The sequence below is a fragment of the Methylocapsa sp. S129 genome, assembly GCF_009765995.1.
In the GTDB taxonomy this organism is placed as follows: Bacteria; Pseudomonadota; Alphaproteobacteria; order Rhizobiales; family Beijerinckiaceae; genus Roseiarcus.
This window is the reverse complement of the sequence record NZ_LMUI01000029.1, coordinates 156,030-179,541: the sequence shown is the minus strand read 5'-3', so window position 1 is coordinate 179,541 and position 23,512 is coordinate 156,030. Positions and strand designations below refer to the sequence as shown.

The 23,512-nt window shown below is 61.3% G+C and carries 24 protein-coding genes and 1 pseudogene; 15 read left to right on the top strand and 10 right to left on the bottom strand.

The window, feature by feature from the left end:
- Positions 1-505: 505 nt before the first annotated feature.
- Together GSQ90_RS17580 and GSQ90_RS17575 are read left to right on the top strand one after the other, a co-directional pair.
- Positions 506-883 carry a hypothetical protein gene (locus GSQ90_RS17580; RefSeq protein WP_158816149.1) on the top strand — a complete coding sequence of 126 codons (378 nt, stop codon included), beginning with the start codon at positions 506-508 and terminating at the stop codon, positions 881-883.
- A 449-nt stretch (positions 884-1,332) separates the two neighbouring features.
- Positions 1,333-1,677, top strand: a complete 345-nt coding sequence (locus tag GSQ90_RS17575) for a hypothetical protein (RefSeq protein ID WP_158816148.1) — start codon at positions 1,333-1,335, stop codon at positions 1,675-1,677.
- Between the two features lie 383 nt (positions 1,678-2,060).
- Here the strand turns inward: GSQ90_RS17575 and GSQ90_RS17565 are convergent, their stop codons facing one another.
- Together GSQ90_RS17565 and GSQ90_RS17560 are read right to left on the bottom strand one after the other, a co-directional pair.
- Complete coding sequence (locus GSQ90_RS17565) at positions 2,061-2,378, bottom strand: DUF1403 family protein (protein WP_158816146.1); 318 nt, start codon at positions 2,376-2,378, stop codon at positions 2,061-2,063.
- A gap of 21 nt (positions 2,379-2,399) precedes the next feature.
- Positions 2,400-3,102 (bottom strand): annotated as a pseudogene (locus GSQ90_RS17560) (IS6 family transposase).
- Positions 3,103-3,241: 139 nt separating this feature from the next.
- On the opposite strand from GSQ90_RS17560, the gene GSQ90_RS17555 reads away from it, so the two are divergent.
- From GSQ90_RS17555 to GSQ90_RS17530, 6 genes are all read left to right on the top strand, one after another.
- Positions 3,242-4,270, top strand: a complete 1,029-nt coding sequence (locus GSQ90_RS17555) for a LacI family DNA-binding transcriptional regulator (RefSeq protein WP_371418396.1) — start codon at positions 3,242-3,244, stop codon at positions 4,268-4,270.
- 92 nt (positions 4,271-4,362) lie between these two features.
- Positions 4,363-5,058 carry an SDR family oxidoreductase gene (locus GSQ90_RS17550; protein WP_210254921.1) on the top strand — a complete coding sequence of 232 codons (696 nt, stop codon included), beginning with the start codon at positions 4,363-4,365 and terminating at the stop codon, positions 5,056-5,058.
- A gap of 142 nt (positions 5,059-5,200) precedes the next feature.
- The gene (locus GSQ90_RS17545; RefSeq protein ID WP_158816144.1) at positions 5,201-6,169 is read left to right on the top strand and encodes an ABC transporter permease; all 969 of its coding nucleotides are present in this window, start codon (positions 5,201-5,203) and stop codon (positions 6,167-6,169) included.
- Positions 6,166-7,683: a sugar ABC transporter ATP-binding protein gene (locus tag GSQ90_RS17540; protein WP_158816143.1), complete on the top strand. Its 1,518-nt coding sequence runs from the start codon at positions 6,166-6,168 to the stop codon at positions 7,681-7,683. The genes GSQ90_RS17545 and GSQ90_RS17540 overlap by 4 nt, the downstream gene beginning before the upstream one ends.
- Positions 7,680-8,645 carry an ABC transporter permease gene (locus GSQ90_RS17535; RefSeq protein ID WP_158816142.1) on the top strand — a complete coding sequence of 322 codons (966 nt, stop codon included), beginning with the start codon at positions 7,680-7,682 and terminating at the stop codon, positions 8,643-8,645. Before GSQ90_RS17540 ends, GSQ90_RS17535 begins: the two co-directional genes overlap by 4 nt.
- A gap of 69 nt (positions 8,646-8,714) precedes the next feature.
- Positions 8,715-9,704: a sugar ABC transporter substrate-binding protein gene (locus tag GSQ90_RS17530; protein ID WP_158816141.1), complete on the top strand. Its 990-nt coding sequence runs from the start codon at positions 8,715-8,717 to the stop codon at positions 9,702-9,704.
- A gap of 276 nt (positions 9,705-9,980) precedes the next feature.
- Here GSQ90_RS17530 and GSQ90_RS17525 read toward each other — a convergent pair whose 3' ends face one another.
- On the bottom strand, positions 9,981-11,222 hold the full coding sequence (locus tag GSQ90_RS17525; protein ID WP_158816140.1) for a multidrug effflux MFS transporter: 1,242 nt from the start codon (positions 11,220-11,222) through the stop codon (positions 9,981-9,983).
- Positions 11,223-11,339: 117 nt separating this feature from the next.
- Here GSQ90_RS17525 and GSQ90_RS17520 point away from each other — a divergent pair, with 117 nt between their 5' ends.
- Positions 11,340-11,897: a TetR/AcrR family transcriptional regulator gene (locus GSQ90_RS17520; protein WP_158816139.1), complete on the top strand. Its 558-nt coding sequence runs from the start codon at positions 11,340-11,342 to the stop codon at positions 11,895-11,897.
- A gap of 93 nt (positions 11,898-11,990) precedes the next feature.
- On the opposite strand, the gene GSQ90_RS17515 is transcribed toward GSQ90_RS17520, so the two are convergent.
- Both GSQ90_RS17515 and GSQ90_RS17510 read right to left on the bottom strand, forming a co-directional pair.
- Positions 11,991-12,335, bottom strand: coding sequence for a hypothetical protein (locus tag GSQ90_RS17515; RefSeq protein WP_158816138.1), 345 nt, complete (start codon positions 12,333-12,335; stop codon positions 11,991-11,993).
- Between the two features lie 173 nt (positions 12,336-12,508).
- Positions 12,509-13,555: a hypothetical protein gene (locus GSQ90_RS17510; protein ID WP_158816137.1), complete on the bottom strand. Its 1,047-nt coding sequence runs from the start codon at positions 13,553-13,555 to the stop codon at positions 12,509-12,511.
- A 593-nt stretch (positions 13,556-14,148) separates the two neighbouring features.
- Between GSQ90_RS17510 and GSQ90_RS17505 the strand changes: the two genes are divergently transcribed.
- Complete coding sequence (locus GSQ90_RS17505) at positions 14,149-15,060, top strand: DMT family transporter (protein WP_158816136.1); 912 nt, start codon at positions 14,149-14,151, stop codon at positions 15,058-15,060.
- Between the two features lie 153 nt (positions 15,061-15,213).
- On the opposite strand, the gene GSQ90_RS17500 is transcribed toward GSQ90_RS17505, so the two are convergent.
- Together GSQ90_RS17500 and GSQ90_RS17495 are read right to left on the bottom strand one after the other, a co-directional pair.
- Positions 15,214-15,573, bottom strand: a complete 360-nt coding sequence (locus GSQ90_RS17500) for a response regulator (protein ID WP_158816135.1) — start codon at positions 15,571-15,573, stop codon at positions 15,214-15,216.
- 848 nt (positions 15,574-16,421) lie between these two features.
- Complete coding sequence (locus GSQ90_RS17495) at positions 16,422-16,745, bottom strand: hypothetical protein (RefSeq protein WP_158816134.1); 324 nt, start codon at positions 16,743-16,745, stop codon at positions 16,422-16,424.
- 113 nt (positions 16,746-16,858) lie between these two features.
- Here GSQ90_RS17495 and GSQ90_RS17490 point away from each other — a divergent pair, with 113 nt between their 5' ends.
- Positions 16,859-17,077, top strand: a complete 219-nt coding sequence (locus GSQ90_RS17490) for a hypothetical protein (RefSeq protein ID WP_158816133.1) — start codon at positions 16,859-16,861, stop codon at positions 17,075-17,077.
- A gap of 64 nt (positions 17,078-17,141) precedes the next feature.
- Here the strand turns inward: GSQ90_RS17490 and GSQ90_RS32715 are convergent, their stop codons facing one another.
- On the bottom strand, positions 17,142-17,273 hold the full coding sequence (locus tag GSQ90_RS32715) for a hypothetical protein (protein WP_256366615.1): 132 nt from the start codon (positions 17,271-17,273) through the stop codon (positions 17,142-17,144).
- Between the two features lie 772 nt (positions 17,274-18,045).
- A complete protein-coding gene (locus tag GSQ90_RS17485) occupies positions 18,046-18,270 on the bottom strand; it encodes a hypothetical protein (protein ID WP_158816132.1) in 225 nt (74 codons plus the stop codon).
- A gap of 713 nt (positions 18,271-18,983) precedes the next feature.
- Here GSQ90_RS17485 and rpoZ point away from each other — a divergent pair.
- The 3 genes from rpoZ (at position 18,984) to GSQ90_RS17470 (ending at position 20,303) form a co-directional block, all read left to right on the top strand.
- Positions 18,984-19,382, top strand: a complete 399-nt coding sequence (rpoZ, locus tag GSQ90_RS17480) for a DNA-directed RNA polymerase subunit omega (RefSeq protein WP_158816131.1) — start codon at positions 18,984-18,986, stop codon at positions 19,380-19,382.
- A gap of 79 nt (positions 19,383-19,461) precedes the next feature.
- Positions 19,462-19,623, top strand: a complete 162-nt coding sequence (locus tag GSQ90_RS17475) for a hypothetical protein (RefSeq protein ID WP_158816130.1) — start codon at positions 19,462-19,464, stop codon at positions 19,621-19,623.
- A 32-nt stretch (positions 19,624-19,655) separates the two neighbouring features.
- Complete coding sequence (locus tag GSQ90_RS17470) at positions 19,656-20,303, top strand: alpha/beta fold hydrolase (protein WP_158816129.1); 648 nt, start codon at positions 19,656-19,658, stop codon at positions 20,301-20,303.
- 280 nt (positions 20,304-20,583) lie between these two features.
- Here the strand turns inward: GSQ90_RS17470 and GSQ90_RS17465 are convergent, their stop codons facing one another.
- Positions 20,584-20,925: an integration host factor subunit alpha gene (locus GSQ90_RS17465; RefSeq protein ID WP_158816128.1), complete on the bottom strand. Its 342-nt coding sequence runs from the start codon at positions 20,923-20,925 to the stop codon at positions 20,584-20,586.
- Between the two features lie 412 nt (positions 20,926-21,337).
- Here GSQ90_RS17465 and GSQ90_RS17460 point away from each other — a divergent pair, with 412 nt between their 5' ends.
- Positions 21,338-23,473, top strand: a complete 2,136-nt coding sequence (locus GSQ90_RS17460; RefSeq protein WP_158816127.1) for a ParB/RepB/Spo0J family partition protein — start codon at positions 21,338-21,340, stop codon at positions 23,471-23,473.
- The last annotated feature ends 39 nt before the right edge of the window (positions 23,474-23,512 follow it).

Genomic DNA, 23,512 nt, shown 5'->3' with positions numbered 1-23,512 from the left:
GTGCGATGGCGGAGTGGAAATCCGTCACTCTCGCTGCCTGAAAATCGATCGCGACCGAACCGTTGCATCCATCGCAAGTTAGCGTGACATCGCCCTGCGCTCGCACCTTCAGTCCGGGGCGCCTTTGAGCGCGGGCCACTCGAACACGGACCGTGATCGCGCCAGACCGTAACCTTGCGATACTGGGCATAGAACATCGGAATCGACTCATGAAACTGAACCTTCGCGACCGCCGTTCCCGCGATACGGTATTCATTTTCGCGCTCTCCACGTCCGTCCTCAACACTGGGCGGGCGTTCGGAAAGATTGATGTCGGCGCCGCAACTGGATTGACCGTGTCGGTTGCCATTCTTGGAGCGTTCGCGAGCGTCATTTGGCTATCGCTGCTCATGTGGAGCATTTGGCGGAGCGATTCCGGCGACGCTCGGGCGGCCCCCCACAATTCGCAGGCTAAGGGCCGCGTCTGTCGATCTTGAGCCGCACCATGCGAGCCAAGGAGCCGCGCATGCCCAAGCCGAACAACGCTCCCATCATTTCGACGCGCCGGAGACGAAGCGGCAGAGCGCCCGACGTGGTGAGACGAAAACCGCCGCCACAGCGCCAATCAAAAGAACTCTGGCTGCGCAAGGCCGCATATCTGCTACGCTGCCGCATGCCCTGGGCCCGTCACCTCACCGTCCCGATCGTCCTCAACGACGGCCGCGAAATTGTGACCCTCAATGACGCGCGGACGGTAATCCGATCTCTGCCGGCGCAGACCCAGAACAATGACGTATGGCTCTACACAGGCGGCCTCTTGCTGGAAGCCGCCACGTCCGATGGTCCCATAGGTGAAACCGTCGCGAATTTGCGGCGCGCCCTTAAGGCCGAGGGATTGATTTAGCGCCCGATGCGGCAGACGCGGTCACGCCTTGGTCCCGCAAGCTCGCGACCCTGATCAAACTTAAGGACGGCCGCACGATCGCGACTCTTGGCCAGGTGCGCGCGGCCATGCTGGTGCTTCCCGATCGCCATCAGGTGAGGCCGTTCTGGCAATATGCGGCCGAACGCCCCGCCAAGGCGCCATCACGCTCTCTGACCTGAGAGCGCCACGATCGCTTCACGAGCTTGCCGGCGGCGCTTGGGCCTTCCGCGCCGATTTTGTGATCATGCGCCATAAGGTCCGATGTCGAGTTGATTTATGTCAATGAAGCTCCGCGAAGCAGAACGCATGCTGACGGGGTACCCGGACGCACCGTGAGCCAATCTCCCGCGCCTACCCTGGCCGCTTTGGCGGCCGGCAGGAAGGATTCCCGGATAACGCTGTCGTCTGCGATCGCTTGGGGAGGGGAGATGCGTTGGGTAGAGGAAGACGTTCGCAAGCTTGAGGAGAAGCTCACGGCGTTGTCACGCGGAGGCGGGGGCGGGAGGCTGACGCCAAAATCCGTTAATATTACCTTGACCGCCCTCCGAGGCTGTCGCGGCAGGCTCATCTCCCCTCTCACCACCGAGGCGATTGTAAGTTTTCAAATCGAAACTCTGGATGGCATGGGATTGCCCGGAGAAGTGCTGGCGATCAACGTCGACGAGCGCGTAGCTCGCACCGCATTCGCGAAAGCGAAGACGCAATTCCCTGACCAAAAAATCATGGTGTGGGGGAAAACCAGCAGCGGCAAGAGAGTCCATCCGGCCATTTGATGGGCGCTCGTTCGATCGCGGGGCGCGGTGCCGAAGAGTTTGGACATAGTCGCCGCAATTTCTAGCCAGCCCTGAGCTTTGGAGGTCGAGTTGCCCTTCGGCGCGCCTCGTCGCGCAACGGGGAATGCTTGTCGTCGGCAAGCGGGCAGCGACGAAACAGCCGCCGGCGTGAACCGGCGGCCGTCACAATCACCCCCCTCTCTAATGCCTGACCTCGCTCACGTCGCGGTCGGCGGGCGAAGGGAGGCCCGTCATCGCTTTTCGCCACTATTTGCACGAGAGGTGGGCGAGTCAAATGTCGAACAGCCGTCGAAGGGCGCGCTCGCTCACGCCGCCCGCGTCGCCGGCGGCGGTCAGCGCGTCATCGTCGAGCAGAGCGACAATCACGGCGCCGGCGCCCTTGGCGCGCAGTTTGGCGCGACGCTGTTCAGCTTCTCGGCGCGGCGGGCGAAATCGGCGCCGAGATCGCAGGCCGCCGCCGCGGCGCGGGCGTAGGCGAGGCAGCACAGCCGCGGCCAGTCGGCCTCGCCCGGACGCGGTCGCCGGCCCTCGGTCCCGATCTTCAAGCTGGGATGCAGGATCGGAACGGCGAGCAGCGGAACGGCGAGAGTCCAGCGCAGGCGGGTGGCGAGGAGAGCGTCGGCGAGCCAGAGCGCGAGCAGCTCGGCGGGCGATGTCGCGCTAACTTGCGATGGATGCAACGGTTCGGTCGCGATCGATTTTCAGGCAGCGAGAGTGACGGATTTCCACTCCGCCATCGCACTCAGACGATGAAGGTGGGTAGATAGGGCGGAGCGATGGGAACGGGGCGAAACGAAATGATTGCGGACGGCGGAGAGGGTCGAGACGAACCGCTGTAACCCAGGCCAGGATCGAAAGCCCCGCATCATCCGCTCCCGTTTTCTGACTGGCACGTGAAAATTCTCCGCCCGATTGTTCAACCCCTTTGTGGGAGCGGTGTTCGACCTTCGGCATGACCATACGCTTGGCGGCGGCGTAGGAGCCGAGTTTGTCGGTTATGATCCGCTTCGGCGGACGTCCTTGCTTCCGCAAGAGCCGCGTCAGCAATCGCCGCGCGGCCTTTGCGTTCCGGTGGATTTGCACGATTTCGTCGAGGACATATCCCTCCTGATCGACAGCGCGCCAAAGATAGCGTCTCTCGCCATTGATGGAGACCACAACCTCGTCGAGATGCCAGATATCATGGCGGCTGGGCGCTTTACGCTTCATGCGACGGACGTAGTCGGCGCCGAATTTGATCGCCCAGCGTCGAATGGTTTCGTAGGATACGACAATGCCGCGCTCAACCAGCATTTCTTCGACCAGACGCAGACTCAAGAGAAATCGAAAATACAGCCAGACGGCACGTGCGATGATCTCAGGGGGAAATCGGTGGCGTTTGTAGCTGACGGGACGAAGGACCATACGCCAGTCAATATCATCCGAAGCCGCCCCATCGAGTTAACGTGATATCGCCCTCGCAGCAAAGAGGATATTGACTCCGAACGACGGCGCGGTAATGTGTCTGTATAACGTTTCATCATAAACAGCAAACGTGGTGGGGATGCGCGCCAAGCCGACGATGAACGACGTTGCGACCGAGGCCTCAGTCTCGCTCGGCACCGTGTCCAAAGTTTTGAGGGGCGATTCCACCGTCGCCAAAGAGCTGCGCGAGCGCGTTCTCGCGGCCTGTGGACGTTTGAACTATCAGCGCAATCGGATCGCCGCGAGCCTGCGAAGCCGACAGAGCCATACGATCGGCATCATCGTTCCCGACATTCTGAACACGTTCTACGCAACGCTTGTCGAGAAGTTGGAAAATCTCGCGTCGGCCGGCGGATACACCGTCATGATCGTGACGACGGGAGAGGAGCCGCAGCGGGCGCGCGAACGTATCGACGTAATCAAGGAAAGACAAGTCGACGGCATGATTGTCATCCCTTCTCTGGATGGCTCGGACATGCTCGCCTCGGCAATTGGCTCCGACATGCCGTGTGTGATCGTCGATCGCATTGCGGCCGAGGACCCGTACCCAAGCGTCGCCACCGACAATTTCGACGCGGCCTATCAAGGCGCGAGATATCTTCTATCGCTTGGCCACCGACATATCGCCCTCGCCGTGAACACGCCGCGGCTCTGGAATACGCACGAGCGTATCGCCGGATTCGAGCGAGCCATGAGTGAGGCCAAAGGCAACGCCGATGTCAGAATCGTCGGAATGACCGTTGAGGAAGCTCGCATTTCGCTCGAAGGTCTGTTTCGTGAAGGCGAGCGGCCGACCGCGCTGTTCACCTCCAACAACCTAGTGACTCTCGGGGCCGTCGGGGCGCTGCAGAACTGCCGCGTCGAGGTCCCCCATGAGATGTCCCTTCTGGCCTTTGACGATTTCGAATGGCTAAAGCTGCTTCAGCCGGCGGTGAGCGCAATCCACCAGCCGGTGGATCAGATTGCCGTGGAGGCCTGGCGCCTCATGTCTCATCAAATCAGCGGGCGACCGATCGCAAACCCGCATATTCGCGCGGCCGGCCAGCTCATAATCCGCCGGTCCACCGCGGCGCGCGCGGAGTCCGGCAAAAAACTGGGGGCGATATGAGCGAGTTCGTGGGTAAAAGCGCAGTTATCACCGGTGGCGGCCGCGGCATCGGATTGGCTTGCGCGCGGCTGATCGCCCAGCGCGGCGGATAGGTGATCCTGATAGGCCATGATCGGGAATTGCTTCAACATGCCGAGGAGACCTTGCGGACGGAAAAGCTCAACGCCGCGGCGATCGTCGCTAATATCAGCGTCAAGGCGGAGGTCGCCGACGCCATCAGGCGATCGATGGAGATTCTGGGCTCGATCGACGTGCTGATCAACAACGCGGCGGTACAACCTTACGGAACGGTCGCCTCAATGGAACCCGCAGAGTGGGACTATGTAATGGGCGTCAATCTCCGCGGGACCTATCTCGCTTGTCATCACGCGCTGCCGCATATGGTGAAGGCGGCCCGCGGGTCGATCGTGAACGTGAGCTCGGTGCAGGCGCTTGCCAATCAAGCGCGCGTCGCCGCCTACGCCACGTCCAAAGGCGGCATGCTCGCTCTGACCCGGTCGATCGCCGTCGACTTCGGTTTTGCCAGCATTCGCGCGAACGCTGTCTGCCCCGGCTGCATCGATGCGCCGATGACGCGGTTCTCGGCCGCGGAAACCGCCCCTGGACGCGAAGACGAGATTATCAGGGAATGGGGCAAGGCGCAGCCTCTTGGTCGGGTCGGGCGCCCCGAAGAGGTGGCGGAGGTCGTCGCGTTTCTCGCGAGCGACCGGGCGAGCTTCTGTACCGGCGCCGAATTTAAAGTCGACGGCGGCCTGATGGCGCGCCTCGGCGTCGTGCTGCCGGACTGACGCCGGTCGATACGCGGAGCATTCGAAGATGTATGCTCCGCCATATAACGTTTCATAATGGCCTTCGCTACAGCGGTAGGCGCGGGAGGAGGAGACTAGTCAAGATGAACGAGCACAGAAATGCTCGGCCGGGAGCAGGCATATGGCCGTGACGCAGATTGCGCCGGCGCCTCTGTTCGCATGGCCCTCGCGACAGCGCGTTGTGTCCGCCGTGCTGATGATCGCCACATTGGTCGCGATCGGCGTCTATGCGCCCAATTTCTTTCGCTATCACAACATCATCAATGTGCTGCTTCAAGTGTCTTTGTTGGGCCTTCTGGCGATCGGCATGACCGTCGTGATGATCGTTGGCGGCATCGATCTGTCGCTGCCGGCCAACACGGCGATGGGCGCTGTGCTAGGCGCGCTTTACATGAAGGCGACGGGCGATTGGGCGGTTGGGGCCCTCATCATGATCGCGGCCGGCTTGCTGATTGGTCTGGTCAACGGCTTCGCCGTCGCGCGCCTCAAAATGATTCCTTTTGTCGTCACGCTGGCGACGATGACCGTGGTGTCCGGCGCATCAGTCTGGGTGACGAATTCGCTCAGTATCTCGCAATTACCCGATACGTTCATCGATTTCTTCGACGCGAGACCGCTTCTCGGCGTTCCCGTTACCGTGCTCGTCGTGGCTGTTCTTGCCGGGTTGGTCGCGATGCTGATGCGTTCATCCGTCGCCGGCCGCTGGGCCTATGCGGTGGGGATCAATGATCGGGCGGCGCGGGTCGCCCGAATTCCGATCGGGCGCGTCATTCTCGCCAGCTACGTGTTTTCAGGTCTGATGGCTGGACTGACGGCCATTCTGCTCACCGCGCGCCTCGGCTCAGCCTCCGCCAATATGGGCAACGACGGGGTGGTGCTCGACATTGTGTCGGCCTGCGTCGTCGGCGGCGTAAGCATCTATGGCGGTTCCGGCCGGGTCCCCGGCGCGCTGTTTGGCGCGTTGTTGATCACTATTCTATCGAACGCGATGAACCTCATCGGCGTGTCCTACTATCTAAGCCTTATCGTCAAAGGCGCGGTCATTATCGCATTCGTCGCCATCGACGGCCGCAAAGAGACCAAGCGATGAACGCGCAGCAAACGTCGCTACGCATGGAGGGGATTTCGAAAGCCTTCGCCGGGATCGCGGCGCTCCGGGGAGCGAGCCTGGAGGCGCGCGGCGGCGAGGCGACGGCCGTCATGGGCGCCAACGGCGCCGGCAAATCGACCCTGATGAACATACTCGGCGGCGTCGTCGCCAGCGACAGAGGCCGCATCGTTCTCGACGGCGCCGAAACTGTCATCCGTTCGCCTCGGCAAGCTGCGCAACAAGGCGTCGCCTTCGTCCACCAGGAATTGACGATGCTTCCCACACTGACGGTAGCGGAGAACATCTTTATCGACAGCTTGCCATCGTCGGGACCGTTCATCCGTACGAGGGAAATGGCGCGCCAGTCCGAGGCCTTGCTCGCTCGTCTCGGTTGTTCGATCCCTCCGGAGACGCGCGTCGAACAGCTCAGCATCGGCGATCAGCAATTGATCGAAATCGCGCGGGCGCTGCGGCACAAGGCAAAGGTCATCATTTTCGACGAGCCTACTTCATCCCTGACCGGCCCGGAGCGACAGCGGCTTTTCAACGTCATCCGGGGACTGAAGACCGACGGTGTCGTCATCATCTACATCACCCATTTCCTTGACGAGATTTTCTCGATCTGTGAGCGCGTCACCGTCATGCGCAACGGCGAGACAGTATGGTCGTCGCCGATATCCGAGGTCGATCCGGCCAAGGTCGTTCATCTGATGCTGGGCGTAGCCGAAAACGAAGGGCGCATCCGTGCGCCAATCGAAGCTGTGGGCGAGCCTCTGATCGCCGTGACGGGATTGCGGCGCGACGGCGTGTTGCGGGATGTGGATTTCGAAATCCGCAGCGGCGAGATCGTTGGCCTTTGGGGACTGCTCGGTTCGGGACGGACCGAGCTGTTGCGCGCCCTGGTGGGTCTCGATCCCATCGACGGCGGGACAATCTCATGGCGCGACGGCCGCACTCTCGCGCCCATCGCGCCCGAACGGCTGCACGCCCATGTCGGCATGATCACGGAGGACCGGCGCGGGGAGGGCGTCCATCTGCCGCTCTCTATTTCCGACAATATTGCCCTTCCCAACCTGAAGTCGCTACTCAACAAATGGCGCCTTATCGATCGCGGCCGCCAGAATGCGCTGGCAGACGCTATGATCGACCGCCTGAAGATCAAGGCCTCCGGCCGGGAGCAGATCGTCGCCACCCTGAGTGGCGGCAATCAGCAAAAGGTCGTGTTCGGGAAGTGGCTCGCGACCAGCCCACGCCTGTTCCTTCTGGACGAGCCGACCCGCGGCCTCGACATCAGCGCCAAGACCGAAATCATGCGACTTGTCGTCGAACTGGCGGAGCAGGGATGCAGCGTCCTATTGGTCTCGTCCGAGCTTCAGGAGTTGATGCGGGTCTGTGACCGTTATCTCATCATCAGTCGCGGCCGACTGATCGACGAACTGCCGGGCTCCGCCGGCGCGAGCGCGCTGATGGGATCGATCGCGATGATCGACAATGACCTTGAGGTCGCCTCGTGACCGCCAGAGGAAAAACCTCCGATTTTCCGCTTCAACACGGCTTCTTCGTCGTGTTCGCGATCATTTTCATATTCTTCTCGTTGGCCACGCAGCATTTTTTTCAGCTCGACAATATCCTCAATATTTTCAGCGCGATGGATCCGCTTGCGATCACAGCTTCCGGATTGGCGCTGGTGGTGATGTCGGGCCGGCTTGATATTTCCGTCGGATCGACTGCCTTTCTGTCCTGCGCGATCGGCGCCCTATTGATGAACCAGGGCGAACTCAATCCGGTGCTCGCGGCGATCATCGTCGTTTGCTGCGGCGCATTGCTCGGCGCGGTCAACGGATTCATCGTTGTTGTGCTCAAGGTTAACTCCCTGATTGCGACGCTGAGCACGATGATTGCTTATAGGGGAATGGCGCTCGCCCTTACGGACGCGTTGCTGGTGCAACTGCCGCCGCCGATCCGCTTCCTCGGCAATACCAGGCTGGGGCCGATCCCCCTCGACATCTTCGTGATGCTCGTCGTTCTCGTTCTCGTGCATCTGCTACAGACCAAAACCGCATTCGGACGCCAGATCATGGCGATGGGCAACGATATAGCGGTCGCACGGAAGGTCGGACTCCCCGTCGACCGCATCGGCTTTTTCAGCTTCGTTCTCGCCGGCGCGCTCGCGTCCGTCGGCGGAATCCTCACCACAATCCAGAACGGAGCCGTCAGCCCATTCCTTGGGAGCGGACTGGAGTTCACAGCGCTTGCCGTCGTGGTCGTCGGCGGGATCAGCCTGCTTGGCGGCCGCGGCGCGATTCTCTTCAGCATCATTCCCGGCGCCTTCATCTTTGAGATGATCCGCGACGGGCTCACCAATCTCGGCGCCGATCCCTATTCATATAGGCTTATCGGCGGCGCCGTGATCTTCGCAGCAATGTATGCGGATGCGCTGAAAAGCGGGCGGTATTCAATGAGACGAAGACTTTGAATCCCAAGGAGTGACCCGCCTGACCGAAGCGTTCGAAAAGCCCAAGTCAACTACAGAGAGGAAACTGCTATGAAACGTTACATGCTGACTTCTTGTCTCGCACTGTGCCTTATCAGCGCGGCGCAGGCGGACGCCCTGAAGCCCCTGAAAGTGGGCTTCTCTCTCGACACCAAGGAATCCTCGCTTGAGACTGCCTGGCAGGATTTTCTAAAATCCGAGGGTGAAAAGCAGGGGAAGGCCGCGGGCTTCGACTTCGAATGGACAATCAACGTCGCCAACGCCGACCCGGCGCGTCAGGCCGCCAATATCGACGATCTGATCACGCGGGGCGTCGACGTCATCATTGCGCGCGCTTTCGACTCCGGCGCGATCGGAACCTCGATCAAGGCAGCCAGGGAAGCGGGGATCCCGTTCATAACCTTCGATCGGGGCTCCACGAGCGGAAAGCCGACAGCTCATGTCGGCGGAGACAGCTATGATGAAGCCAAAACGACCGGCGAAGCCTTTGCCGAAATCCTGAAAAAGGCTGGTGTTCACGGGAAGTGCATCGAACTCCAGGGCATGCTCACCGACATCAACGCGGTACATCGCAGTCAAGCCTGGAACGAAGTCGGCAAGGCGACAGGACAATACGAGACAATCTTGCAGGTTCCGACCAACTGGAATCCAGAGCTGTTCCTCTCAGGATTGACCAATGCGCTGAACGCGAAACCTGAGGCCAACTGCGTATTCGCGGCCAGCGACTTCGCCTTCCCCTCCATACAAGCCGCTCTCGAGAAGGCGGACCGCTGGGCGCCAACCGGGCAGCCGAAGCATATGTGGCTGGCGACCCAAGATCTCCTCTCAGCGGCCGTAAAGCCGATGGAAGGCGGCTACATCGATGTGTCGACCACCTGGGATGCTTATTCGCAAGCCCAGGAGGCGGTCAGGGTTATCATTGCAATAGCGAAGAAAGAGGATCCGAAGTGCGGGCCTGATGGTTGCCTCGCGAAAGGGCGCGTTGTAACGCCTGCTACGGTCAAGGACATCCCAAATCTTTGGTCGCGCGATTATAAATAATTCCGGCCGAGGTTACGAAAACAGGACGGGGGCATCTTGCCGGCCCCCGTTCTCGGCGGTTCTCGCTGCAATGGCGGAGAGGAGAGGGGCTGTTCGAAAGAGAGTTTCGCGACGCCAAGCGCGATTGAGATAGCTCAGAGATGCCCCGAGCGCTGGCGCGATTAGGGCGAGGCCAGCCGTCGCAACGCCCCTGGCGATCAGTGCGCGCCGGGACGGCCCCGAAGTCTACTGCCTCATCGCACTGTTCGCCCGGAGCCTCGTTACGATTTGCAAGGGTTAGGGGTATTCAGCTGTCCTGTCCTCGAACGGCGTGGCCGTTTCTGCGGTCAGTCTCGTTGCGACGACAAAGGCGGCAAGCGCACCGACGGCACACAGCAGCATTGCCGTAATGAAGGGGGTAAGGGTGGCGTCAAACGCGAGCGCCAAAGCTGCGCCTACCGCGCCGGCGAAGGCGTATTGCAGGACCCCCAGCAGCGACGAGACAGAGCCGGCCTGGCTCATGGGCGCGCATTTCATGACGAGCGCGAAGCCATTGCCGATCACGAGCATCAGGCTCGCCATGGCAAGGAAAATCAAGGCGCCGGCCACGGTGACTCCGGCCCCCATGACAATGGTGGCGATAAGGAGCGCGACGCAGCAGGCGACGTGAAGCAGGAGTCCAAAAACCAGAATCTGGGGTTCCGTCCAGCGGTTCAACAGCAGCACATTGATCTGGCCGCCAATCACCATCCCGATGGCAATGCCGGCGAGCACGAGGCTGTAAATTGCCGGCGGTAGGCCGAAATGATCGACGAACACGAACGACGATGAGCCGATATAGGCAAACAGCCCCGCCATGGCGAAAGCGCTTGAAAGGGTCAGCCACGCGAGCCTGCCGTGCCTGAAAAGGCCCGCATAGTCGAGCAAGGTGACCCGCAGGCCCGCAGTCGCACGGCGTGAGGATTCCAGCGTCTCTGGCACGATCTTGAGCAGAGCCACGAGCGACGCAGCGCCAAAGAGCGCGAGGAACCAGAAAATCGCCTGCCACCCCATCGCGGCGACCAAAAGCCCGCCAATGGGCGGCGCAACGATCGGCGCCACCATCATGACCTGTAACAATGCCGAAAACAGTTTCGCTACCTCGCGTCCTTGATAGCGATCGGTGATAATCGCTCGTGGAATGACCAGCCCGGCTGCCGCGCCAAGGCCCTGAAGCGCTCTTGCGACCATGAACATCGCCATGTTCTGCGAAAGAGCCGCGAGGACCGACGCCAGAACAAACAGCAATATTCCGAATGCGAGCGGTCCGCGTCGGCCGAACCGATCGCTCACGGGTCCGTAGAAAAGTTGTCCGATAGCGGCTCCGCCGACGAACACGGAGAGCGATGTCTGCATCGCGCCGGGGTTTGCCCCGAGAGAACGTCCGATGTCGCGGAAGCCCGGCAGATACAGGTCGATCGCCATCGCATCGAAGGCGGTGATGATTCCCAGAACCACAATCAGCGGCAGGGTGCGGGTGCGGTGTCCGTCGGAATTCATGCAGTCCTCGCGTCAAATTGAGAGGCCAGCTTCCACGGCGCGCATCGACGTGGTAATCAGACTGACCAGTCGGAAATAGTTATGCGACTGATCAGTCGGAAAAGCAAGAGGCTAGGTTTGACGCGGAAAAAGGAGATTGATCGGGATCGGATTCTGGATGCCGCCGAGCGTGTGATCCTCGAATCCGGAGGGCGAAATTTCACGCTCGATGCCGTCGCCGAGCGTGCGAGGATCAGCAAGGGCGGTCTCGTCTACAGCTTCCCGACCAAGGATGGATTGGTCCGCGCGGCGTTAGAGCGGGAAATAACGCGCTTTCAAGAAGCGGTGCGCCAGCGGCTTGGCGGCAGGCCGGTTGAGCCTTTCGAATTGGTTCTAGCCCACATTGACGAAGCGCTCGATGAGGACGACGCTGTGACGCGCAAGGCGGCTTTTCTCGTAACCGCGTTGGTGCACGCCCCCGATATGATGGAGCCAGCACGACGGTATTATCGCGCGCTGCTTGATCCGCTCCTGTCTGATTCCGGCGCCGCCTATCGCGTTCGTCACGCCCTGCTTGCCGTTGAGGGAATTTTCCTGCTCCGAGGACTAGGCTTCGTCGAGGTCTCGGCGGAGGAGCACAAATCCGTCCTGCTCTACGCGCGAGACGTCGTCGCCGGGGTGCTGGCCGGACGCTAAGCGCCGTGAGGCCGAACATCCGAGTTAGGTCGAATGCGGCCGTTGCCTCCGGGCAGCGATGCGCAGCGCCAAACGCTCGGATCCGACGCGAAATCAGCGGGCCCCGTCTCCGAGATCGACGAATTCCAGGGCGTCGATCGCCGCGTTCCTTTCATCCTCCGTCTGCTTCAGGGAAAGCTCCAACTGCTTGGTGCTGCCTACGCTGCTGCCCATCAGGACCAGCCCACCAAGCCCAAGGGCTATGCCGACGATCATTTGAACCGGCGTGACGGTCGCCAGACCGAGCACCAAGCAGATAAGCAACGCTGCGCCGGCGGAGGCGCACGCGCGTCCTGCTACGACGAGCCTGCGGCTGTGCCGGATCGCCTCTCGCAACTCGTCGATCTGCGCCTCAAGTCGCTCGATCTGCTGGGCTGGCGTCGGATCCGCTTCGAACATTGAACTCTCAGGCGGCGTTGCGGGTCGGAGCGATCAGGAGCTTGCGGCGGTCCACCCGCAAATCGGCGTTGCAACGCGAAGCCGATCGACATGCCAAATTGAAATGACTTTTCTAACCCCGTCAATCGCATGTCCGCGTCGGTACAGGGTCAGTTTGAAATCCGCGATGGCGTTTACTTCAGCGACGGTCGCAGTGGACCAAACTGAGAGATCAACCTTATCCCTGGCGGAGCAGCTATTACATCTGGAATGCGGTTCACCATACAGGCTGCCGAGGTGTGTACGCCATCGGCGCGGTCGATCCGGATTTTGGATGGTGGCCTTCCATCAACGGCCCACGTCATGTTTTCGGACTCGCCTTCCGCCAGGAGACGCAGTTCAATGTGCGCGCTTGCCGTAGGCCCTTCTACGGTTTCGACCGACGCGGTGATCCGAAGACCGAGCGAGGTGCCGGGGTCCAAAAACCTATTGAGGATACGACACCACATCGGTTGATCGGAAAGTACCGGCTCGCGCAGCTCGGTCACGTTTTTGATGGTGAAGCCAAGCGCATGCATCACATGCGCCGGTATGCCTTTGTAGAGCTCTCCTAATTGGCCGGGCACCTTGGTTACCTTTTCCAAAAACTCGGCTTGCGTCATGTCAACGCCATAGGCACGCATCATGCGCTCGTTCGCCAGCTCTGCGTTGGTCAAGCTGCAATGCGTGAGCGAGCGAAGCTCGGTGCACGGCCCCGCAATCAGCATTCCCGCCCAGATGCGGGAGAAGTCCCAAATGCCAGTCCCGGTGAATGTAACAGCGTTCCTCTTGGCCAAGGCATCGATCTTTTCGGCTAAGTCGGGATCGGCGCCTTGCGGAAAATATGACTCTGAGCCGTGGCAGATGACATTGATGCCGGCTCCCAAGAGGCGTTGATAAGCGGCAAAGTTGAGGCTCAGCCTCTCGGTTTGCACAACCAACGCGATGTCTGCATCCATGGTCGCGTAGTCGACGGTTTCACAGTCCTGTACGACGACTCCCAAGTCTTCGTTCAGCCCGGCGAGCCGCCCTAGATCCTCGCCGATCTTGGGACCTGCCCGGTTCACCGCCGCAACGATTGGCCAGCCATTTTTTACGAGAATGCGCACAGCCTCCATACCGTAGTACCCGACCCCGTAGATCATGACCCTGGGCCTGAGACGCGCTCGGTCTTTTGCGGCGGTGCCGTGGACGACGCTCATAAAAGGGCCTTTGGCAGATGAACTCGGATGAAAAGGCTAGCACTCCTTATGCTAGTCGACCATACGCTGTCGACCCTCTTCTGCATCATGCCGTCAACGTCTGCTGTTTGTACTAACCGCGCTTCGAAAGAGGGCTCTGTCGTACCTAGAATTATGGGGTTTCGCACGGCCCCGTCAACCCGGCCGAAATTCAAACTGACCCACTACTTCCGCGTCGGATCGAGTGCAGCCCGTCATTTAACCCGTCAAACGCTCTATGCAACCCGCGAGGAGAATCTGCGTCAGCGACGGAAGTCCGCCGGGGCCGAAACCGCTTCCTCGGCGGGTTCGGTTCACGACGCCGCGGCCCCGGCAGGGGCGTTGTCGGACCCTACTTAGCGCCTCGCTCCGGCACGCTGTTGGGAATCGCGCTGGCGGTTCACCGACGATCCCGCCAACGGATATATCTCGCGGAAATCTTCCTGAGTGCTCTGCGCCAAGGACACTTCGGTCCGTGGCGAAACATCACGATATCCCGCCATGGTAGCGTGCGGCTCCAACACTCGAGGATCGGAATCCCGAACGTGGAGCGATCTCGCCTGCGAAATCCTGACATGGCGGTTGAGTTGGCGCTGCTCTTGCTGCTCGCGACGCTGTGGGGCGCATCGTATAGCTTTATCAAGCTTGGCGTAGCCACCGTCCCGCCGATCACCTTGATCGCGGCGCGTACACTGATCGCGGGCGTGTTATTGCTTGCCGTCATGCGCTGCCGCGGGCTGCGGCTGCCGAAAGACGCCGCGACCTGGCGACGTTTCGTGATTCAGGCCTGCCTCAACAGCGTGATCCCCTGGACCTTGATCGCCTGGGGCGAGCGTTCGCTCGACGCGGGGCTTGCGACCATTCTCAATTCGACCTCACCGATCTTAACTTTCTTCCTGACGCTCGCAATCGCGCGCCACGAGACGCTGAGTTCGCGGAAACTATTCGGCGTTGTGGCTGGGATGGCCGGCATCTGCCTGATCGTCGGCGTGCGGGCGCTGGCCGACGCGGGCGCGCACCTAGCAGCCGAGATCGCCACCGTGACTGCAGCCCTTTGCTATGCCGGGGGCGCTATCTTCAGCCGCGGCTTTAGGGGTCTCGATCCGATGGCGCCGGCGGTGGGCTCGCTGCTCTGTGGCGCGGCGATCCTGATTCCTGCATGCCTCGTAGTGGACCGGCCGTGGACGCTTGCGCCGTCAACGACGTCGATGCTGGCTCTCGCCGGTCTTGCGGTATTCTCCACCGCGCTGGCCTTCGTGATCTATTTCCGGCTGATCATGACACTGGGATCGGTCGGTACAACTGCCCAAGCCTACTTGCGGGTGCCGATCGGCGTCGCGCTGGGCGTTATTTTTCTCGGCGAAACCTTGACCTCGACGGCATGGATCGGCCTGGGCTGCGTGGTGATCGGTGTGGCCGCGATGACGAAACCGGTGCGGAAGATCGTAGCGGCTAACAAACAGGGTAGCCGTGGAGCGTCAGCATAGCGCCGCCGCAGGCGGGACGGGGAGCGTCAACAGCCCTACCGGTCTCACGATATCAATCGCTGGGGCCACCATTAGTACACAACCTCCACGCGCCGCCTGATATTTCGACCGCTCAATCGAGGGCTGCGCAAAAGCAGGCAGGAGCGCCGACAGCTAGGCCGCCATTCGCTGGATCGTCGCAATGATCTCGTTGTGGTTATAAGGCTTGCGAAAAAACACGCTGCGTTCCGGAAGTGCGTCCTTCTCGATATTGTAGAGCCCCGACATGAGAATGACCTCGATCGGAGGCCACCGCCCCCGGATGGCCATGGCGAGCTTCATGCCGTCCATTGAACCGGGCATATCGATGTCGGTAAAGACGATCCGAATATCGACGCGCGCCTCCAGAATTCTTACTGCCTGATCGGCATTCGCGGCTTGGACCGCCTCGAAGCCTGCTTCCTCCACCAGATCGACCGCGACCATGCGCAGAAACGGTTCGTCCTCAACGACGAGGACGACAACTCTCTTCATAAAGTTGGGCAAATCGGTTCACTTCCGCCGGCGCTGGCACGTTCTTGCGGCGTGGGGCGACGAACTCGCGCGAACCCGGATTGGAACCAACGCCCGTGGACGTGTGATTTCGACATTGGTTCCAACGTCTGGCTTTATTTTCGTCGCTTCTCGAACCGCCAGGACATTCTCCAGCGCCGAGACCGGTTAAAAGGGTAGCCGTGGAGCAAGAGCATAGCGCCGCAGCAGGCGGGACGCGGGACCCGACCACCTCCGGCGAAGGGCGCGTTTGATGTGCGTCTGGGATGGATGCCCAGCAGAGCGGAGACGCACGCGCGGCTCCGATCACGACAGCCCGGGCCCTGCAGGGCGGCGCCATCGCAGACTCTCGGCTTCAGCCGCTTGCAGAACCTGATTTGATTTGAAGAAGAAGCCGCGTCCGGGCGGCGCGGTAGCGCGAATCCACCTATTTGACGGAATTCGAGCTGATCGTGTTCTACGGAGCCCGATTCCGTCGCCTTCCAGAATTTCGATTCGCTAAGCTTCAGGGCGCCGACGCTACGTCGGCGTTGGCCGACGTTTGGTTAAGCAACCTACCAACGCGCCAACGCGCGCCCTCGAATGCTCGTGAGTTTCGCGCAGAATGCGCAGCAGATCGTTGGCCTCGAACGCGAGTTGATCGTAACCTCTCCGATCGAGGTCCGCCGCGAGTGCCTCTTGCCGTGCGATCCGCCTCTCGCCCTCCAGGATATGGCGTCGTTCCATTGCGAGCGCGTCTTCTATCGACCAGCCGACCATGGACCGACCCCGCCGTTGCAGGATGCTGAAGCTTGCATAGGCTCATCCCGGCGGCAATAGCCGCCAGCGCCTCAGCGTGAGGCGGGGGACGGTATCGCGGCTGTAGTCAGTGCCGTGCGCGTTTCGCCGGCTAGCTTCTGGCCAAGCCTCTTCCGCGCCGTTTCGAACGATTGTTCGATCTGGACCGCCGCCAGTCGATACATTTTTCTCTGCCGCACCGATCGGGGGAGAAGACGCACGGCCTCGGATAAGTGGACCGCTTCGTCATACGCATCAAGCCCGTGGCGCACGATCAAATCGTGAGCGATTTCGTCAATTTCACCCTGAGAAGGCCCGAACAAACGAAGACTCATCGCATTGACCCACATTGGATGCCGGCCGACCGCAGGATTCATTTATCGACCGCTCGTATCTGAACGTCAATATTCGGCGGAGGGTCTTCGGTCGGAGGGTCTCACGCCCTCCCGATCTCCCGTGCTATACTGGGCAGGAAGCATGGAGCGGACAAATGTCCGGCGATGACTTTTTGGGCCGACTTCGCGACGCGCGAGCAGGGCTGATCCGGCATAGGGATAGATTGCAAATTGGCGGTTTTGGTATCAGCGATAGTCCGATTGACCCCGGCATCTTTAGCGCCGTAGTGCAGGCTGCTCTTCTCCAAGACGCCATCAACAGCATTAATCTTGCTATCAAATCATATGGAAAACCTGATGCCCCCCGGACCTAAAGGCGAGCGCCCGCCCCCGACGTGATCGGCAACGCATGCATGTCACGCAGATTGCAGCCGGCACCTATCCCGCGATGCCGAGCCGGCGCGCCAGCAGGCCGATGACCAGCAGCGCGAGACTGAACGCGACGCAAGCGAGGGCGTAAGTTATCCGCCACTGGCGAGTATCTTCGATCGGATCACGGCGGCGGTTCATTGCGCGTAGATATCAGAATCCATCGCAAAAAGAGGGCCGCCGGGAGCGGGGGGATGCTCACCGGGCAGCCCAATGACCGCGACGGGGCTGGGGGGCACAACATCGCAGCACTGCTGTAATGGGCCGCCTGGACGAAGGTTCCGCTCGATGGCGCAACAATTCAGCCAGAGGCCCGTATTCCATGTTCGCGGCAATCGCAGAGGAAACTTGAAAAAGGCGGCGGTCGCGGAGCGGGGGCTCGTCGCGACCGCCTTAACTCAAGCGACGGCCGCGGGACCGACGCTCGAAAGGTGGCAGCGCAATTCGCTGCCTGCAAACAAATACAGCCGGGAAGGCAAAGCGAAAGGCTCGGAATCAACCTAGTTGAGAGGATTCAAGCTGCCCGTGCTCATTGCGCTATCCGCGGCCTGATCCCGCTGTCTTCTGTAATTTCGATCCCGAGTGTTTCAAGCTTGCCGTAACGGGGTCGAACGTGTTCCGCAATTGGCAAAATCGGATGAACCCGCGCTCGAGATCGAGCGCGTGACGTGAACTCGCAGACAACGTCCCATCTGCGCTATCGCGATCCTCCCAGCCTCATCCTCACTCCCCGCTCGGATCGTCGTCATTCGCGCGGGCGCCGATTTTTCGTCGAAGCCGTCGAAGTAATATGCATGCCATTCAACCACGATGGCTTTTCGTCGCGGCGCGGTCGGAATTGCGGTCCACGGGTTCGCAATTCAGTCGGCGTGGCGCACGCCGTCATTAATCTCACGTCAGATCCTCGCCATCCTCAGGCCACAGCCATGGTCAACGGCTTCTTTTGAGCGCAACGCGCGCATGCGCCAGCCCCCTCGAACAAGAAGTCAGGGCCTTCCCGCAGCATCGCCGATGCCCTGCCCACATCGGTGATGTGGGCGCCGGGGATTTCCTCAAGCAGGCATTCATCACAATACGGCCGAGCCTCATTGCTGCGGAGGAAAATTGCGAGCTGTGCGCCCATGCTGCTATTGTTCATCGTCCATCCCATTTTGGCTTCGCGTCTGAAGCGGCTTTGGTCCGATATTTGGGGCTATGAGCGCCGCGCGTCCCCCGACCTTGCGGAACGCGACGCAGGCGGCACGCTGGAAAACGCCAGGCTTATTGAAGCGGTTGCACCGCGAGCGTTCACGGTCGTGGCATCGCCTGTGCTGACGAAGATAGGGCAGGGACCCTCAACTTGTGGTTCGAACGATCCAAATGCAAATCAGGCACCGCAGAACAGGGTGGGGCGGTCAGCCCTGCGCGTCCAGAAGTGTGAACAAAGACGGCTTGAGATAGCGCTCGGGCCGCCCTTGCGGGCCGCTCTTCACAAGAAGAGGGCGTATGGCCCGCAGCGACGATGGCGCGAGGACAATTCGCCAGCCCCGAGACCGGCTAAAAGGGTAGCCGTGGAGCGTCAGCAAAGCGCCGCCGCCGGCGGGACGCGGGCCCCGACCACCCCCGGCGAGGGGTTCGTTTGATGTTGCGTCACGGATGAAGGCCCGGCAGGGCGGAGACGGGTTCGGCTCCGTTCACGACAGCCCGGCCCCTGCGGGGGACGCCCAGGACGCCACAATTGAGGGGAGCCCGCGTGATAGATGAGCTGACTCGGGTCCTGCATGCCGAAGATGTGACGGTGAACCTCGAATCTCGGCGCGTCGTCGAAGAGATGAAGTGAAATGGCGGAAAGTCTCCGCATAAAGAGCTGCAATGGCACGTGTCACCATCGAAGATTGTGTCGACAAAATCACCAATCGCTTCGATCTGGTCTTGATGGCCAGTCACCGGGCCAGGGCGATCGCCGCCGGCTCGCATCCTTCAGTGCCCCGGGACAACGACAAGAACACGGTCATTGCCTTGCGCGAGATCGCCGAATCTCATCTCATCCCAGGCGACTTGAGGGAAGATCTCATTCATTCGCTGCAAAAGCAGGTCGAGGTCGACGAGCCCGAACCTGACGAAGTGCCGAGCGTGGCGAGTGGCGCGTTCATCGCCCCGACCGACGCCAACGCCGACCCCGCGTTCGACCGCATGACGGAGGAAGACTTGCTGCGCGGTCTTGACGGCATGGTCCCGCCGCCCAGCCGGGAGGATGACGACGGCGAATAACCGCTCCACGAAACCCTGTTGGGAGCAGTCATCACCTGCATCTATTGCACCTTTAGATGAGTCATCTGGAGCCTGTCGGATGAGGTGGTTGGCGCTGTCGCTTATCCTCTTCGCATTAGCGACGGACGCGCGCGCCGACGCTGTCTTCAAGGTCGGCGTCACGACGCGCGATTTTGTCCTAGCCGAGGCTTACGATTGGCGCGGCGCCCAGACCCATGCGCTCCGGGTGATAATCTGGTAACCAGCCGCAGAGGGCGCGCGCGAGGAACCGCAATGGATCGGGCCGTCCATCGCGCCATTGATCAGCACCGGCAGCGCCGCGCGCGATGCGGCGCCGGCGGCGGGGGCCCAGCGTCCGCTCATCTCCTGTCCCACGGCAACGGCAGCACGGCGTCCCAACTCGCTTGGCTCGGCACGGCGCTCGCGGCGCGCGGCTTCGTCGTCGTCGCAGTCAACCATCCCGGCAATAACGCACTCGAGGATTACACGATCGATGGCCTATCGCTGTGGTGGTTGCGAGCCGTCGATCTCAGCGCCGTCATCAACGCGATGCTCGACGATAAAATTTTTCGCAGCCAGATCGATCCCACGCGTATCGGCGCCGCCGGCCATTCGCTCGGCGGCGCCACCGTCATCGCGATCGCCGGCGGCGTCGCCAATCCGGCGCAGCTCGAGGCGTTCTGCCGCTCGCCCGCGGCCGACGCGTCGTGCAAACCGCCGCCGCCAGCTTCCGAGATGCGCCAAAAGATGTTAGCGTGCCTGACCGCCGATTCCGATTTCCGGCGACGCCTTTGCGAGGCCGGCAAGTCCTATCGCGACGAACGCGTCCGGGCGGTCTTCGCTATGGCGCCCGGGCCGGGTCATTCCTGCGAAGCAGCTTGCATTAACATCCGAAATTACCCGCCAGCGAAAGCCGTTTGAAAAACCGTTTTAGCAAGACCTCTCTCAAACGGAGATTTTCGATAAGTTCTTGAAAAGACTGGCGCGCCAGAAGATAACGGATTTCCTTCCTGAGAGCGTAAAGGGTCCAAAAGGTGAAAAACGGGAAGGCCAACGGGGCGGATAATCTGCCTCAGTTACATGAGCCGCGAGCCATGGCGGGATCACGGCTCCGGGTTGTCACGATAAATGGCGTTTGGATGTCATTGCTATCCTGATCAATGCGCTGCGCAGGATTTTCTTCTACGTTTGCGCAAATTCCTCATATGCCCAGAGGCTCATCGACCAGGACTGGACCGTTCAGCCGGCCGCCGAGGATTTTCGAAGCTTTGAAAACCACGACGCGCCGAGCCGCGATCGGCGCTTCGACTCCCGTCTTCGGATTGCGTCCGATGCGTTCGCTCTTCGACCGCACGAAGAAAGCGCCAAAAGAGGAAAGTTTGACGTTCTCGCCACGACTCAACGTGTCAACAATCTCTGCTAACATCATGTCCACCAGCGCGTGAGCTTCCGCCCTAGAAGCGCCTACCCGTCCATAGACGGCTGAGGCGAGATCGTCGCGCGTTACGGCCCGTGCGCGGGGAGAAACCAATTTCGACTCCATCGAACCTCTCAACAAATATTCAAATACTTGGCGCGCGCGGCATCGGCGTGCCGATACGCGTGGCGAACCATTTTCATGGCGACAGTCCTATCAACGTCACGACAAGGAAAGGCAACATCAATTCAAAATCTCAAAGTATCGCATATCTCGATAGACAATCGCGCCTGCGCCGTGAGCGAACGGAGCCACCCTCCCGCCGCGCGCGTCGAAATGCAACGTCGCGGTTCGGGGGTTGACCGCCACGACATGTGTTGCGCCGCCAGAGGGGTGGCTGCGCCTCGTGGCAATCCGACCCAAGACCGCTGCCCGCGGCGCCGCCAAACCAGGAGAGTGAAAGAGAGGCTGGAATTTTCGTGACGGATCGGGAGGCCAGGAGAGTGGCTCCTGGCCCATCCGTCGCGGAGAAATGGAAATGCCTGCAGCCATCCAGAAAATAGTCCTGAGCAGCAGCCGGGACATCCCCTTCAACAAGCTCGTCCTGTCCCAGTCGAACGTCCGCCGGATCAAAAACGGCATGTCGATCGAGGAATTGGCCGAAGATATCGCTAACCGCTCGCTTATCCAGAGCCTCAACGTCCGCCCAGTCGTCGATGCCGAGGGCGATGAGACCGGCATGTTTGAGGTTCCGGCGGGCGGGCGCCGCTATCGCGCTCTCGAGCTGCTCGTGAAGCAGAAGCGGCTCGCTAAGACGGCGCCGGTGCCCTGCATCATGAAGAGCGCCAAGAGCGACGCTTCGGCTGAGGAGGACTCGCTCGCCGAGAACATGCAGCGTCAGGCGCTCCATCCGCTGGATCAATTCCGCGGCTTCAAGAGATTGCTTGATCAGGGACTCAGCGAGGAGGGGATCGCCGCACGATTCTTTGTGCCGGTCAACGTCGTGAAGCAACGGCTGCGGCTCACGACGGTGTCGGAAAGGCTCCTTGAGGTCTATGCGGCCGAGGAGATGACATTGGAGCAACTGACGGCGTTCAGTGTGTCGTCCGACCACGCCCGGCAGGAGCAGTTGTGGGAAAGCTTGGCGCGCTCCCACAATAAGGAGCCGTATTACATCCGGCGGCTGCTGACGGAGAGCGCGGTTCGCGTCGACGATCGCCGCGCGCAATTCGTCGGTGTCGAGGTCTATGAGGCCGCCGGCGGCGTCGTGATGCGCGATCTTTTCACCGAGGATCGGGGCAGCTGGCTGCAGGACCCTGCCCTTCTCGATCGCCTGGTCGAACAGAAACTCAAGGCTTCCGCGGAGACGATCGCCAAGGAGGGCTGGAAATGGGTCTCGGTCGCGACCGACTTCAAATACGGCCATACCAACGGCCTCCGACGTCTTGCCGGCGAGCCTATCGACATGAGCGAGGAGGAGAAGGCGAGCTATCAGGCGCTCCAAGCCGAATTCGAAGCGCTGAACGAAAAATATGATGGCGCGGCCGAACTGCCTGAAGAGGTCGACGAGCGGTTGGGGGAATTGGAGACGGCGATCGCCGCTTTTGAAGAGCGCCCGCTGCGCTACGACCCAGACGAGATCGCCCGCGCTGGCGTCTTCGTCAGTCTCGACCCGGACGGCGACCTTGAGATCGGGCGCGGTTTTGTTAGACCTGAGGACGAGCCCGCCTCCAAGTCCGGTTCCGAGGGTGGCGACAACCAAGCCGACGTCGCCGTCGCTGGCGCGAGCCGTCCCGACACCCCTGCCCGTCCAGAAATCACGGTCAACGGCCAGCGGGCGGCAACGGCAGTCGCCGAAGCGGAATCTGAAGAGGACGACGTCCTGCGCCCCCTCTCCGATCGCCTCGTCACGGAGTTGACCGCGCACCGCACGCTGGCGCTCCGCGACGCCGTAGGAAGCGACTTCGACACGGCCTTCCTGGCGGTGCTGCATGTGCTCGTCTTGAACACGTTCTATCGCTATACCTCCGACACCTGTCTGGAGATCAGCGCGAAGAGCGCAAGCTTTTCCGCCCAAGCGCCGGGACTGAAGGACAGCGTGTCGGCCAAAGCGATCGCTGAGCGCGACGCGCAATGGCGAAAGCATCTGCCGAGGGATTCCGACGAGCTCTGGACGGCCCTCACCGCCTTCGACGCTGACAGTCGGCAGGCCCTATTCGCCCATTGCGCGGCGCTCTCGATCAACGCAGTCCATGAGCCCTGGAACCGCAACAAGGCCCGCCAGGCCCATGCTGATCATCTGGCGCGTGCGATCGCCCTCGACATGGCTGCCGCCGGCTGGGTCCCGACGGTCGACAATTATCTCAGTCGTGTTCCGAAGACGCGGATCCTCGAAGCCGTGCGCGAAGCGAAGGGCGAGCGTTCCGCCCAGCTCATCGATCACTTGAAAAAGAGCGATATGGCGAGCGAAGCCGAACGCCTGCTCGGCGACTCCGGCTGGTTGCCAGAACCGCTCCGCACTTCCGAGGTCGACGCGCCTTCGAACGCTGCTGGGGCCGTCGTCGACGCCGAGGGCGACGTGCTTCCCGCTTTCCTCGCGGCTGACGGCGAATTCGACGAGGGCGCCGCTGAGGGTTCGAGCGCTGATCCCGCGCACATCCTCGCGGCCGAATAGGTCCGCGCCGGCGGGGCGGCCGCGCCGCTTCGTCTTTCC